The 13,485-nt window shown below is 69.0% G+C and carries 12 protein-coding genes; 4 read left to right on the top strand and 8 right to left on the bottom strand.

What is annotated here, in order from left to right; all coding sequences use genetic code 11:
- Positions 1 to 87: 87 nt before the first annotated feature.
- Together ACT89H_RS25120 and ggh are read right to left on the bottom strand one after the other, a co-directional pair.
- Positions 88 to 825 carry a glycoside hydrolase family 25 protein gene (locus ACT89H_RS25120; protein ID WP_445111116.1) on the bottom strand — a complete coding sequence of 246 codons (738 nt, stop codon included), beginning with the start codon at positions 823 to 825 and terminating at the stop codon, positions 88 to 90.
- Positions 826 to 898: 73 nt separating this feature from the next.
- Positions 899 to 2,236 (bottom strand): glucosylglycerate hydrolase, encoded by a 1,338-nt coding sequence (gene ggh / locus ACT89H_RS25115; protein WP_445111115.1) that lies wholly within the window; start codon positions 2,234 to 2,236, stop codon positions 899 to 901.
- 114 nt (positions 2,237 to 2,350) lie between these two features.
- Between ggh and ACT89H_RS25110 the strand changes: the two genes are divergently transcribed.
- Positions 2,351 to 3,040 (top strand): SDR family oxidoreductase, encoded by a 690-nt coding sequence (locus ACT89H_RS25110; RefSeq protein WP_445111114.1) that lies wholly within the window; start codon positions 2,351 to 2,353, stop codon positions 3,038 to 3,040.
- A gap of 402 nt (positions 3,041 to 3,442) precedes the next feature.
- Positions 3,443 to 4,225 carry a polysaccharide deacetylase family protein gene (locus ACT89H_RS25105; protein WP_445111206.1) on the top strand — a complete coding sequence of 261 codons (783 nt, stop codon included), beginning with the start codon at positions 3,443 to 3,445 and terminating at the stop codon, positions 4,223 to 4,225.
- A 7-nt stretch (positions 4,226 to 4,232) separates the two neighbouring features.
- Here ACT89H_RS25105 and leuS read toward each other — a convergent pair whose 3' ends face one another.
- The gene (leuS, locus tag ACT89H_RS25100) at positions 4,233 to 7,079 is read right to left on the bottom strand and encodes a leucine--tRNA ligase (RefSeq protein WP_445111113.1); all 2,847 of its coding nucleotides are present in this window, start codon (positions 7,077 to 7,079) and stop codon (positions 4,233 to 4,235) included.
- A 162-nt stretch (positions 7,080 to 7,241) separates the two neighbouring features.
- Here leuS and ACT89H_RS25095 point away from each other — a divergent pair, with 162 nt between their 5' ends.
- Positions 7,242 to 7,649: an SdpI family protein gene (locus tag ACT89H_RS25095; RefSeq protein WP_445111112.1), complete on the top strand. Its 408-nt coding sequence runs from the start codon at positions 7,242 to 7,244 to the stop codon at positions 7,647 to 7,649.
- Between the two features lie 6 nt (positions 7,650 to 7,655).
- Here ACT89H_RS25095 and ACT89H_RS25090 read toward each other — a convergent pair whose 3' ends face one another.
- The 5 genes from ACT89H_RS25090 to ACT89H_RS25070 form a co-directional block, all read right to left on the bottom strand.
- Entirely contained in the window at positions 7,656 to 8,036 is a 381-nt protein-coding gene (locus tag ACT89H_RS25090; RefSeq protein ID WP_445111111.1) for a cupin domain-containing protein, read from the bottom strand.
- A gap of 293 nt (positions 8,037 to 8,329) precedes the next feature.
- Entirely contained in the window at positions 8,330 to 9,379 is a 1,050-nt protein-coding gene (locus ACT89H_RS25085; protein ID WP_445111110.1) for an aminotransferase class I/II-fold pyridoxal phosphate-dependent enzyme, read from the bottom strand.
- Positions 9,376 to 10,389: a 3-oxoacyl-ACP synthase III family protein gene (locus tag ACT89H_RS25080; protein ID WP_445111205.1), complete on the bottom strand. Its 1,014-nt coding sequence runs from the start codon at positions 10,387 to 10,389 to the stop codon at positions 9,376 to 9,378. Before ACT89H_RS25080 ends, ACT89H_RS25085 begins: the two co-directional genes overlap by 4 nt.
- Positions 10,390 to 10,417: 28 nt before the next feature.
- A complete protein-coding gene (locus ACT89H_RS25075) occupies positions 10,418 to 11,077 on the bottom strand; it encodes an SRPBCC family protein (RefSeq protein ID WP_445111109.1) in 660 nt (219 codons plus the stop codon).
- A 46-nt stretch (positions 11,078 to 11,123) separates the two neighbouring features.
- Entirely contained in the window at positions 11,124 to 12,812 is a 1,689-nt protein-coding gene (locus ACT89H_RS25070) for a thiamine pyrophosphate-binding protein (protein WP_445111108.1), read from the bottom strand.
- A gap of 136 nt (positions 12,813 to 12,948) precedes the next feature.
- Here ACT89H_RS25070 and ACT89H_RS25065 point away from each other — a divergent pair, with 136 nt between their 5' ends.
- Positions 12,949 to 13,479, top strand: coding sequence for an EXLDI protein (locus tag ACT89H_RS25065; protein ID WP_445111107.1), 531 nt, complete (start codon positions 12,949 to 12,951; stop codon positions 13,477 to 13,479).
- The last annotated feature ends 6 nt before the right edge of the window (positions 13,480 to 13,485 follow it).

Below are 13,485 nucleotides of genomic sequence, written 5' to 3'. Positions count from 1 at the left end.
CCCCGGCCCCCTGCGACCACGGCCACCCTCCGCGGCTGTTCCCATGAGTGGGGCCGCTACCCGACTGGGCGGGTAGCGGCCTCACTCTCACCCACTGCCGGTGCCACTTATATTGGCGTAACCGGCGAAATCGCCTTGGGCGCCGCTGTAGACGTTGAGGTCGACACGGCCCGCTATACCGGGGATGGTGCCGCTGTCGGTGGTCTGCCAGAACGTCCAGGTGGACCAGCCGCCGGGGACCTCGGGTTGGGGATTGCCGCGATAGTCGGCGATCCACAGCGGGTACTCGGCGAACTCGTGGGTGTCGGCCATCGCGGTGCGCCAGAACACGGGATAGGTGTAGACGATCGGGGCGCGGCCAGTGAGCGTTTCCACGGTGTTCAGGTAGCGGCGGGTCCAGTCGATCAGCGCCGCCGGGCCGAGACCGCCGGTGTTCTCCAGGTCGAGCACCGGCGGCAGATCGAGCGGGCCGTTCTGGCCCAGCACCACCGCCGCGTACAGCGCGGCTTGCGGTTCGGGCGGCAGGTTGGGCCTGGCGTAGTGGTAGGTGCCACGAGCCAGTCCGGCCGCGCGCATCAGCAGACTGTCGGGAACGAAGTACGGGTTGATGTAGTTGAGCCCCTCGGTGGCCTTGACCATCGCGAAGTTGTGGCCGGAACGCTTGACCGCGAACCAGTCGATCAGGGTTTCGTCGGTGTGCTGCCATGAGGAGACGTCCGGACCGGTCGGCGCGGCGGTCGCGGGTGGTGTGGCGACGAAGAAGCCGGACAGCGTGATCAGTGACAGCGCCGCGCTTCGGCGAGTGGTCGACCTCCAGATGTCCATGACGGAGGACGATAGCCATTCGCTCTGGCTGTTACCAGTGTGACAGCTGGGGTGTCAGACTTGTTTTGAGCTCTCACCCCAGCCAATCCAGCACCGACGCCGCCGTCCACGACTGCTGCATGCTGCCCAGCGGTTCGCCGGTGAACGGCTCGTAGTACTCGGCGAAGCTGCCGTCGCTGGCTTGGCGCAGGCCCTCGGCGCGCAGCATGAACGAGCGCTCGGCCCAGCCGCGCCGGGCGAAGACCCAGGAGAACAGCCAGCTCATCACCGGCCACACCGGTCCACGCCAATACTCGCGGGAACGGAAATCCTTGGACACCGGCGAAGTCGAGGGCGGCAGCGCGTAGCGCAGATCCGGGTGACCGCAGAAGCGTGGGCCCTCGAACAGGCGCAACAGAGCGCGCTCGGTGTCGCGGGGGAGGCCGCCGCACAGCAGCGGCGCGAACATCGACAGCGTCTCGGTGTTGATCCACCGCTGCAACCGCACGTCGAAGTCGCGGGCCGCGCCGGTGCGCGCGTCGGTCGTCGCCACGACTCCCGCACGGAACCGATCGGCCCACGCGTAGAGATCGCGCACGTCGGCGTGCGGCTGCTTGTACTCCTCGCCGATATTGGCCAGCACCTCGCAGGCCAGCGCGAAGATTCCGGTGACGAACACGTCCTCGACGGCGAAGCTCATGGTCGAGGCGAGCTGATAGTCGTCGTAGCCCGCTCGGCGCATCTGCTCGACCAGCCATAGATAGCGGTCGTACTCGCGGTCGGTGGGGCGCTGGGTCGGATCGGAGACCACCAGCACGTCCTCGCGGCGATAGGGCGGCAGGTCGCCGGGGACCACGTGCTCGTAGGCGCGATCCCAGCGCGGCGAGTTGTCCATCCCGGACTCCCAGCCGTGATACAGCGTGATGCGGCCGGTCTCCTTGGGATCGCGGGCGTGCGCCAGCCACCGGTGCCAGCGCACCAGATCCGGCCAGCGCCGGTTGAGGAACTCCTCGGCCACGGACCTGGTGCTGCGGCCGTGCCTGCGGGAATGGTCCAGGATCCGCTGCACCGCGATGGCGTGCACAGGCGGCTGGGTGATCCCCGAGGTGTCCGGTCCGTCGGGCGCGTTGGCCGCCAGCTTGCGGCACTCCCAGCGGGCCGGGCCGGGAAAGTAACCGTCCACGCCGTTGGCGAAGACGATGTGCGGGATCATGCCGTTCTTCCACTGCGCGGACAGCAGAGTGTCCAGCTCGACCACGGCCCGCTCCACGCTCAGCGGCGCGAGCCCGACCGCGACGAACGCGGCGTCCCAGCTCCACATGTGTGGGTACAGCCGGGGCGCCGCGCTGGTCATCGTGCCCAGGTCGTTGCCGCGCAGCAGGTAGCTGGCGCGGGCCGCGAGCTGCGTGGGAGTGAAACCCGGATGTGCCATCTTCCTATTCTGCGATGTCACCGGCAGATATGCCCGCTCAGCGGTGTCCGTTTCATTCCCCTCCGATCGGTCCGTGGCCGGTTCGTGTTTCACCCAGCCGGTTACGGTGGGCCCATGACTTCCGCCGCGATCACGAAACCCACCGCGTTGATCACCGGCGCCGGCCGCGGCCTCGGCGCCGCGATCGCGCGGGAACTCGCGCCGACCCACGACCTGCTCCTCGGCGCGCGATCGGCGCAATCGCTGCGCGGCATCCTGGCGGAGTTGCCCGCCGCGCAGGGCTGGCCGGTCGAGTTGACCGATTACGCCGCCCTCGCCGACGCGGTCGCGCCGATCCGGAACCTCAATGTGCTGGTGCACAACGCGGGCATCGCCGATCTCGGCACGATCGCGGAATCCACCGTCGAGCAGTGGCGAAACACGTTGGAAGCCAACCTTATCGCGGTCGCCGAACTCACCCGGCTGCTGCTGCCCGCGCTGCGGGCGGGCCAGGGGCACGTGGTGCTGATCAACTCGGGTGCGGGCCTGCGCGCCAACGCGGGCTGGGCCTCCTACGCGGCGAGCAAGTTCGGATTGCGCGCCTTCGGTGACGCGTTGCGCCAGGAGGAGCCGCGACTGCGGGTGACCTCGATCCATCCGGGTCGTATCGACACCGACATGCAGCGGGCGATCATCGCGGGCGAGGGGCGCGAGTACCGGGCCGAGGACTTCCTCACGCCGGAGACCGTGGCGTACACGGTGCGTACTGCCATCGACACCCCGCGTGACGCGCATCCCACCGAGGTCGTGCTCCGGCCGTACTGATTCCGGACTTTCTACCGTCGCTCGCGCGGCCGAAGCGTTCGCTCGACTGTCTGCGCCCGCCGAGGCCGTGTGCCGGTCGTACTGATCCGGACGCACCCGGCGGCGCTCTCCCAGCCGAAGCGTGCCTTCGGCGGTCGGCGTGCACGTCGCCGATCGGATTGCGCCCGTAGCGCCTCGAGCTGGTCGGCCGGCTGCGCCCGAGCCTGCGTGCAGCTTGCCGCCGAGGAAGACGGGCGCGCCGATGACCCTCACCGCCGCGCTCTCGCACCTGTCATTCGCCCGGCCGACGATGCGGGTTCAGGTTCCCGTCAAGTTCGCTCGTTAGCGTCCGGCCCGCCCCCGAGGGTTGGTCGCGGGGAGGTTCGAGCGAGCAAGAGGGATCGGGTTGTGGATAGACGTCGCATGCTGGCGTTGCTGACAGCGGGCGCGGCGGTCGCGCTGACCGGATGCGCGGTGGCCGAGGGCGACCCGATCGAAAGCGGTTCGGCGGGCGGCGTTCCGGCGCCGCCCGCGCCCCCAGCGGCGCCGTTGCTGCCGCCCCCGCCCGGCGGGCCGAAGACGCCGATCCCGGCGAGTACGATCACCGCGCTGCCCGGGCCGGGTCGCAGCATGGCGCTCACCGTGGACGACGGAGCCAGCCCCGAGGTGGTCGGCGCCTACATCCGATTCGCCAAGGACACCGGCGCACGGTTCACCTTCTTCGTGACCGCCTACTACGACTCCTGGGCGATCCATCGGAACGCGTTGCGGCCCTTGGTGGAATCCGGGCAGATCCAGCTCGGTAACCACACCTGGGATCACCCGGACCTGACCAGCCTCTCCGCGTCGGCGGTCGCCGCGCAACTACAGCAGGCGAAGACCTACCTGCGTCAGAACTTCGGGGTGGACGGCACCCCGTACTTTCGGCCGCCGTTCGGCAGGCACAACGCCACGGTCGACCGGGTGGCCGCCGACCTCGGCTACACCGTGCCCACCATGTGGTACGGCTCACTGTCCGATTCCGGTGTGATCACCGAGGAGTACCTGATCGAATGCGCGCGGCAGTACTTCCAGCCGCAGACGATCGTCATCGGGCACGCCAACGCGCCCGCCGTCACCCACTGCTACGGACAGCTGGTCGACATCATCAAGGAGCGCAACCTGTCCATGGTCACGCTCGACGACGTGTTGCTCCCGCCGCGCTGATCCGCCGTCAGGCGACGATGTTCACCAGGCGCCCCGGCACCACGATCAGCTTGCGCGGCGGCTTTCCGTCCAGCAGCGCGGCGATCTTCTCGTCGGCCAGCGCCGCCGCCTCGATCGCCGCGTTGTCCGCGTCGGCCGCCACCTGAATCCGGCTGCGTACCTTGCCGTTCACCTGGATCGGGTACTCCACCGACTCCTGTACCAGCAGTGCCGGATCGGCGACGGGGAAGGGGCCGTGCGCCAGCGAGGCGGTGTGGCCCAAGCGGTCCCACAGTTCCTCGGCGATGTGCGGGGCCAGCGGCGCCAGCATCAGCACCAGCGGCTCCACCACCGAGCGCGGCGCGCCGTCCGGGTAGCTCTTGGTCAGGTGGTTGGTCAGCTCGATCAGTTTGGCGCCCGCCGTGTTGTCGCGCAGCGCGGCGAAATCCTCGTCCACGCCCGCGATCGTCCGGTGCAGCAGGCGCAGCGTCTCCTCGCTCGCGGCGGCATCGGTGACCCGCACCGCGCCGGTCTCCTCGTTCACCACCAGACGCCAGACGCGCTGCAGGAACCGGTGCGCGCCGACGACGTCCTTGGTCGCCCACGGCCGCGAGGTGTCCAGCGGACCCATCGCCATCTCGTAGAAGCGGAAGGTGTCGGCGCCGTACAGATCGCACATCTCGTCCGGGGAGATGGCGTTCTTCAGCGATTTGCCGATCTTGCCGTACTCTTGGCGCACCTCGATCTCGGCGCCGGTGGCGTCGGTCCAGAAGAACTTGCCGTCACGCTCGACCACCTCGGCGGCGGGCACGTACGCGCCGCGCGGGTCGGTGTAGGCGTGCGCCTGGATGTAGCCCTGGTTGAACAGCCGCCGGTACGGCTCGCTCGCGGACACGTCACCCAAGTCGAACAGCACCTTCTGCCAGAACCGGGCATACAGCAGGTGCAGGACCGCGTGCTCGACCCCGCCGACGTACAGGTCGACGCCGCCCGGATCGCTCGGCCCGCCGATCTCGGCGCGCGGGCCCAGCCAGTACGCCTCGTTCTCCTTCGCGCAGAACGTCTCGGTGTTCGTCGGGTCGGCGTAGCGGAGCTCGTACCAGGAACTGCCCGCCCACTGCGGCATCACGTTGGTGTCGCGGCGGTAGCGCTTGCGCCCGTCGCCGAGATCCAGTTCCACTTCCACCCAGTCGGTCGCCTTGGCCAGCGGCGGGGAGGGTTCGGAATTCGCGTCGTCCGGATCGAACGTCACCGGGGCGAAGTCGTCCAGCTCCGGCAGCAACACCGGCAGCATGGATTCCGGCAGCGCGTGCGGCGCGCCCTGCTCGTCGTACACGATCGGGAACGGCTCGCCCCAATAGCGCTGACGTGCGAACAACCAGTCCCGCAGCTTGTACTGGATGGTGCCCTTGCCGTGGCCGTCGGCCTCCAGCCGGGCGATCATCGCCGCTTTGGCCTCCTCGACGGACATACCGTCGAGGTAATCGGAGTTCACCAGCGCGCCTTCGCCCGCGTGCGCGCCCTGCTCCAGATCGCCGCCGCTGATCACCTCGACGATCGGCAGCCCGAGGACGGACGCGAATTCCCAGTCGCGATGGTCGTGCCCGGGGACGGCCATGATGGCGCCGGTGCCGTAGCCGCTGAGCACATAGTCGGCGATGAAGATCGGCACGGCCGCGCCATTGGCCGGGTTGATCGCGTAATTGCCCAGGAAGACGCCGGTCTTCTCCTTGCTCTCCTGACGCTCCAGATCCGATTTGGCCGCGATCGACTTGCGGTAGGCCGCCACGGCCTCGGCCGGTGTCGCGGCACCCTCGTTGGTCCACCTGGGATCGGTGCCGGCCGGCCACGCGGCGGCGGTCAGCTTGTCGACCAGTTCGTGTTCCGGCGCGAGCACCACGTAGGTGGCGCCGAACAGCGTGTCGGGCCGGGTGGTGAAGACCTCGATCTGCTCGCCGTCGGCGTCGAACTTCACCTGCGCGCCCCGGGATCGTCCGATCCAGTTGCGCTGCATGGCCTTGACGTTCTCCGGCCAGTCCAACCGATCCAGGTCGTCGACCAGCCGATCGGAGTAGGCGGTGATGCGCATCATCCACTGCCGCAAGTGCTTACGGAATACCGGGAAGTTGCCGCGTTCGCTGCGGCCGTCGGCGGTGACTTCCTCGTTGGCCAGCACGGTGCCGAGACCGGGGCACCAGTTGACCATCGAATCGGTCTGGTACACCAGGCGATACGAGTCCAGCAGCGTGTTCCGCTCGGCGGGCGGCATCGCGTCCCAGGACTTGCCGTCCGGCACGGCCCGTGCGCCGGACGCGAACTCGGCCGCCAGCTCGGCGATCGGGCGGGCCCGGTTCACCTGCGTGTCGTACCAGGCGTTGTAGATCCGCAGGAAGATCCACTGCGTCCAGCGGTAGTACTCCGGATCGGTGGTCGAGAACGAGCGGCGCCGGTCGTGGCCGAGACCGAGGCGGTCCAGCTGGCGCTGCATCGTGGCGATGTTCGACTCGGTGGTGTCGCGCGGGTGCGCGCCGGTCTGCACCGCGTACTGCTCGGCGGGCAGGCCGAACGCGTCGTAGCCCAGGGCGTGCAGCACGTTGCGCCCGTGCATGCGGTGGTAGCGGGCGAAGACATCCGTGGCGATGTAGCCGAGCGGATGCCCGACGTGCAGGCCCGCGCCCGACGGGTACGGGAACATGTCCTGGATGAACAGCTTGTCGGCCGGCGTAGGACCGGCGAGCGGCCCCACCGGGTTCGGTGCGTGGAAGGTTCCGCGTTCGGCCCACGTCCGCTGCCACCGGCGCTCGATGCGGCCGGCAAGCTCCGCGTTGTACCGGTGCTCAGGTACATCGCTGTCGGTTGCACGTGTGTCTTGCACGGTCCTGCCTTCTTGTGGTCGCCGATCCCCGACAAACTTCGTCTATCAGGGTAGAACGTCGCATCGGCTGGACCGAGAATCGGGCCCGCCCGCGGTTGCAGTCGGGTTCCCCGGGCACCGCCCGTCGGCGGGCGCGCGGCGCCGATGCGCTAGCCTGCATGGGTGTTCGTCGTCGCTCTCGTCCTGTTCGTGCCGGCTGTGGTCGCCGTCGCAACCGGAGCACTCGGGCTGGCCGGTCGGTTGCCCCGCAATCGCTTCTTCGGGGTCCACACCGAGGCCGCACTGTCCACGGACGAGACCTTCCGCGTCGCCAACCGGGTCGCCGCTCCCACCTCGATCGCGGCCGGGGCGCTGCTGTTCGCCGGTGGTCTGGTCGGGTTGGCCGCGGGTGGTGTGATCGCCTTCGTCGTCGCGGCCTGCGCCGCCCTTGTCGCGCTGTTCACCCTCGGTGCCGGTGCGAATGCCGCCGCGCAGGCGGCCGAAGCCATCGCTCCGCCGCCGCCGACCGGTGGTTGCGGCAGCTCCTGCGGCGCCTGCTCCCTCCGCGACGCCTGCCAGCCCGCTGGGTGAGCTCGATCACCCCGCGTCCGCGCACTCCGGCGGCGGGATGCTGCGGGACAACGGACTGTCGACCGGCGTGAAGTAGAGCACGCACAGCAATACCGGCACAGTTCCGAGATTGCGCGCCACATGCGGGTAGCGCGCCCCGCTCGGTTCCCGGAATATCCGCCAACGCCGGTAGGTGAACGGCACGCAGTCCGCACCGGGATGATCCAGCGTCCCCCGTGCGACCAAAACGAACAATGTCCCGTCGTGGTAGTGCCACCCGCTGCTGCCGCCCGGCTCGATGAGCGTCTGGCGTAGCACCAACGCCCACCGTCGGAAAGCGAGCCGGAACAGGACCCGACTGGCCGTCCCTCGGGCGGGCGGCGCGTTCACCTCGAATTCGGACCACACGCTTCGATCGAACCATCCGCCGCGCCTGGCACGGGTCCTGCGTACTGCACGGCTGCCCGCGCCGACACTTCGATTACGTCGGTCGACGACTGCTGGGTGTGGCGACCGCACTCGCACCCAGCCGCGCGGCGGCGAGTTCGGCGCTGCCGCAGACGGCCTCGGACGGTGGCTGTGGGCCACCGGAGGTGAGGTCGATACGTGCGGAGCCGACCGGCCTGCCGGGGAACCGGCAACCGCGGACCCCGTCGGCAACGAGCGCCCGGCGGCATATTCGACGCAGGCCCGGTCTGCGGTTATGGCATCGCTTGTGGCGGACCGGCGGTCAGGGCCCGCAGCACCGCATCGTCGGACGACGGGTCGCCGACAGCGATGCGGGCGCTGCCATCGGAGTAGGACTTCGCGGCTATGCCCGCGCGGCGCAGCGCTGTGGTCGCACCGGGGCCGGGAATGTACAGAAAGTTCGCATGGCTTTCCGGTATCGCGAATCCGCGGGCCAGGAGCGCGCAGCGCAGTGCGTCGCGCTGCTCGGCGATGCGCAAGGTGCGGGCGGCGAGTTCGGGTTCGGCGGCGTAGGAGGCGGCGACCGCGGCGACCGCCGCGGCACTCATCCCGAAGGGCAATTGCAGTGTGCCGATCCGCGCGATCAACTCGGGTCGGCCGAAGGCGTAGCCGACGCGCAGCCCCGCCAAGCCGTACGCCTTCGAAAAGGTGCGCAGGACGATCAGATTGGGATGCTTCGCGATCAGCGCCCGCGGGTCGACGGATGCGGTGGCGCCGAGGAATTCGACGTACGCCTCGTCCAGCACGACCGGAACCCGGCTGGGCACATCGGACAGGAACGCCTTCAGCTCGTCGGCCGGGACGACCGTCCCGGTGGGATTGTGCGGACGGCACACCACGAGCAGTGCGGTGCGCCGGTCGACGGCCCGCCGCATTGCCCGCAGATCCTGGTTCCCCGCCGAATCCAGCGGCACCGGCACCGCGGTGACGCCGGTCATCTCGGCCATGATCGGATACCCGTCGAACGTCGGCGCGCTGTAGACGATCTCCGCCCCCGGCGTGGTCAGGGTTTGCAGGATCTGTAGTGCCACGCCGGTCGCCCCCGCTCCGACCACGACTTGGTCGGCCCGCACACCGAGGTGCTCGGCGATCAGCGCCGGCAGGCGCCGCGGCAGGAACTCCGGGTACCGATTGATCTGAGCCAGCGTCAGGTGCACCGCCCGCAGCACCGAGGGCAGCGGCGGGAACGGATTTTCGCTCAGGGCGAGGTCGAAGCGGGTCGGTACCCGATGCGTCCGATACCGGTGCGAGGGCCGGGTACCGTCGACGACGCGTACGCTCATCGCGCGGCTCCCCAGCGGACGGCGGCCGCGCCGGCGAAGTCGCCCGCGTGCGCGAACGCCGCCAGCAGGACCAGCGATCCGTTGGGCAACCGTCCCGCCCGGTTCTCCACGTCCAGGGTCACCGGGATGCCGGCGGCAAACAGGTTTCCGCAGGAGTCGAAGGTATCGGGGTGGCGATGCGGCGGAAGCTCCAGCGCATCGTGCCAGTTGCGCAGGAACAACCGGTTCGGCTGATTGGTGACGAACGTGTCGACGTCGCGTCCGGCCACACCGATCCGATCGCACACCGCGAGGGCGACTTCCGGAACGAGCCGATTGCCCCTGGCGAACACCTTGGCGACCTTGGACTCGGTGAAGCTGACGCATCCCTGGCCCTCGCCCGGCTCCCAGTACTTGCGCTCGCCGTTGGTGGAGAACGCCATGTCTCCGGCGAATTCGGGATAGGTCCGGCATTCGATGTCGAGAATCGGCGCGCTGTCGTCCTTGCGGAGCAGTCCGACACCGCAGCCGTCGCCTGGCACCGGAGCCTGCGCCAGCTTGCGGATCTCGGTCTGGGTGAACACCGGCCCGGCACAGTTCTGGGTCGCGGCGATCAGCGCGGTACGGGCGGGCGTGGTCTGCAAGACCATGCGGGCCATCGCCATCATGTGCACGAACGCCGCGCACCCGCCGTTGTGCACGTCGTAGACGTAGGAGGGCTGGATGCCGAGCCGTCGCGCCACCTCGGGCCCGCAGCCGAGCACGGGGTTGTCCGGCAGCTGGGTGTGGGTGATCAGGACGTCGACTTCGGCGATCGCGTCGGCGCCGTTGCGTTCGATCAGCGGTGCGACGGCGCGCTCCACCATGTCCACCGCGGTCTCGTCGCGCGCGACGTGGTGGCGGCCCTTGGGTGCGCGGAACATGACGTTCTTCGCCATCCGGTCCGAGCGCGCGAACTGGGTGAAGTACTCGGTGCCGACCGGCTCGCCGGGCAGATACGAGGCCACGTCGACGAGACTGACCTGCGGCAGATGTTGTTGCGTGGGGCTCACTTGCGTCTCACTTCATCCAGTCGGGCTTGATGGGTAGGCCGTGCGCGGCCCGGTACTCGCAGATGGCTTTGAGGTTGTCCATCTCCAGCTGATGCCCCGCCGAGAACATCTCCCAGAAGTCGCCGACCCACACCGGCCGGTTCGGCGGGGCGGCCTCCGGGTACGGGTTGGCGTCGTAGAAGGGGTGCTTGCAGTTCACCCACAACACCACCGAGCCCGGCTTGTGGAACACCAGTTGCGCGTCGACCACGCGCAGCAGGTAGATCATCCACAGGTGTTGTCCCTGGTCCCAGGCGCAGTGGTAGTCGACGGTCATGGCGTCGGGGTTGGCGACGGTGCGGGTGAAGATCTCGGTCTCCTCGCCCAGCCGGTCGTAGGCCAGCCAGAGTCCGGGTTCGTCGGTCTCCACGAACCCGCGCAGGCTGTAGGACCACTCCTCCAGCGACCGGGTGTCGGCGAGGTATTCGTAGACCTCGCGCGGCGGCGCGTCGATGTACGCCTGCACCGGGCAGTATTCGCCGTAGATCTGGTCGTGCGGATACACCGACCGCAGCATGTCCATGATGATCGGTGTGGTCGCGTCCTTGTCGGAGTTCTCGATGCGGAGCACGCCGGGCACGGCCTGTTCTGGGATGTCGCTGAGGGCGGGGAGGGAACTGGTGGTCACGGCGATACTCCTTCGGGTGGGCGTCGGCGGGCGCCGCCGCGGGGTGTCATCGACAATCGCGGGATTGCTCCGCGGCGTTGATGAAGGGCAGGAACGGTGGAATCTCGTCGGGATCGCATTCGATCGAAAGGAACGACGGCCCTTCGGCTTCCAGGCAGCGGTGGAGCGCGGCGGCGAGATCGCCGATGGTGTCGACCGAGAACGCGGGCAGGCCGGGGAACATCGCCGCGACGCCCGCGCCCAGGTCGGCCGGACGGAAACGGTTGAAACCGCGGCGGTCCCGGTAATACAGCTGCTCCCTGGTCACGCACATGGCGTGCGCGTTGTTGTTCAGTACGACGAAGGTGACCGGCAGGGCGTGCTCGATCGCGGTGTGCAACTCCATGCCGTGCATGTAGAACGAGCCGTCACCGGCGATGACCACTGTCCGCCGGACGCCGTCGCCTCGTGCGTGCCGCGCGAACGCGGACCCGATGCCCGCGCCGAAGGAGTAACCCATCCCGCCCATGCCGAGGGCGACCACGAACCGCCCGTCGCGCGGCACCCGCAGATGGTGCACCACCGACGCGCCGGTGTTCCCCGCGTCGGCGAACACGTCGGTGCCTTCCGGTAGTGCGGCGTCGATCGTCTCGATCACATCCCGATACCGCACACCGGGCCCCGAGGAGGCGGGCACCCGTAGCGAACTCAGCGGTTGCGCCGCGCGCACACGTTCGGATCCGGTACTGCCGTCGTCCAGTTCGTCGGCGAGTTCGGCGAGCGTGTGCGACAGATCGGTACTGGTCGCGTGGACGGCGGGCAGGTACGGCGGCGCCACGCCGATGCTCGCGACCGTTTTCTCGGCGAGCGCGGTCTCCGAGCCGGCGCGGGCGGTGACCGGCAATCGGGTGCCGACCAGCAGGCACAGGGCCGAGGACCGGATGGCTGCCGCCAATTCCGGGTGGCCCATGGTGCCCGCGACGCCGCAGAAGGCCGGATCGGTGTTGTCGAAGACGTCCTTCGCGTCCGGCGCGACGCCCACGGCGGCCTCCAAGGCGGTGGCCAGGCGGGCCAGCTCGGCGCGCGCGTCGTCGCGCGCGACCTGATCACCCGCGATGATCACGACCTTTCCGGTGTGCCGGGCCGTGGCGAGGGCGGCGCGAACGCGAGCGAGCCCGGCCCGGTCGGATCGATGCGCCCTGGGGGCCGGACAGAGCGGCGCGATCGGGCCCGCGTCGGCCTGCTGCACGTCTTTGGGCAGCAGCAGCACCGCCGGGCCGCCCCGGCGGGCGGCCTGCACCGCTCTGTCCAGTCGATCCGCCAGGTCGGCGGCGGTTTCCACCCGCGCGCAATAGGTGCTGACCGCGCCGAAGAGACGGACCGCATCGATGGCGCCCGCGCGCCCGCTGGTGTCCTGGAAGGCGCCGTTGCCCTCCAGTGCGGTCGGGGGCTGCCCGACCAGCGCGAGTACCGGTACCCGCGACGTGAACGACTCGGCCAGTCCGGCAACGAGATTCATCGCGCCACCACCGGAGGTCGCGGCGACGACGCCGAATCCGCCTGTGCCGCGGGCATATCCGTCGGCCATGGTGGCCGCCGAGAACTCGTGTTTCGCGACCACCCCGGTGATCTGGTCCGGCGCGTCGAAGATCGCGTCGTAGAGATCCTCGATATTGGCGCCGTCCACCCCGAAGATGTGGCGCACGCCGAGCGCCGAAATCGAGTGCACCAGATGGTCCACGACCCGAGTCCGCATCCGCGCTCCCTTCCGCTGACGAAATCCGACTGCGTACACGAGTGATACGGGGCCGGTCGCCGAACGGTTCAATGTCGGATCAGATGAGGCGGCGGCCCACCTTGCGTGTACGTATACATCTACGTATAGTTGGAGCATGCCCAACAAGACGATCTACGTTGCCGATGACGACCTCCCACTCTTCCAGCGCGCGCAGGAGTTGGTCGGCGGCAACCTGTCGGGTGCGGTGGTCACGGCGCTGCGCCGGTTCATCGAACTCGAAGAAGGCCGGCTGGAGGGCTATGACGAAATCGTGCTCAAGGTCGGTCGCGATGGTGTGCGACAGGTCCGCTTCTCCGGCACTCTGCTCGGAGAGTGGCACGAGGTGAACGATACGCGGATCGAGCACGTTCAGGTGTATCGCAGCCGTAAGGGCAAATTCGTGATGCACGCCCAATATTCGAATTGGGACGAATATCCCACCGAGGTGGGCACGAATTGGCTCAAGGACTGGCGGGACCCGAAAAGCTGGCGTCGCCTGCTCGGCGTCGGGCAGCAGGACTGGGGTGACTTCATCTTCGTCGTGGTGGATTCGCTCGACGAACTGAAGGACCGGCTGCCGGACAAACTCTACCGGCGGGTGGTCGACGTGGCCGAAGGGCCGAAGATCGAGGATCTGGACATCTAGCCGCCG

This window comes from Nocardia aegles, assembly GCF_052545135.1.
This window is presented reverse-complemented; position numbering and strand designations above follow the sequence as displayed.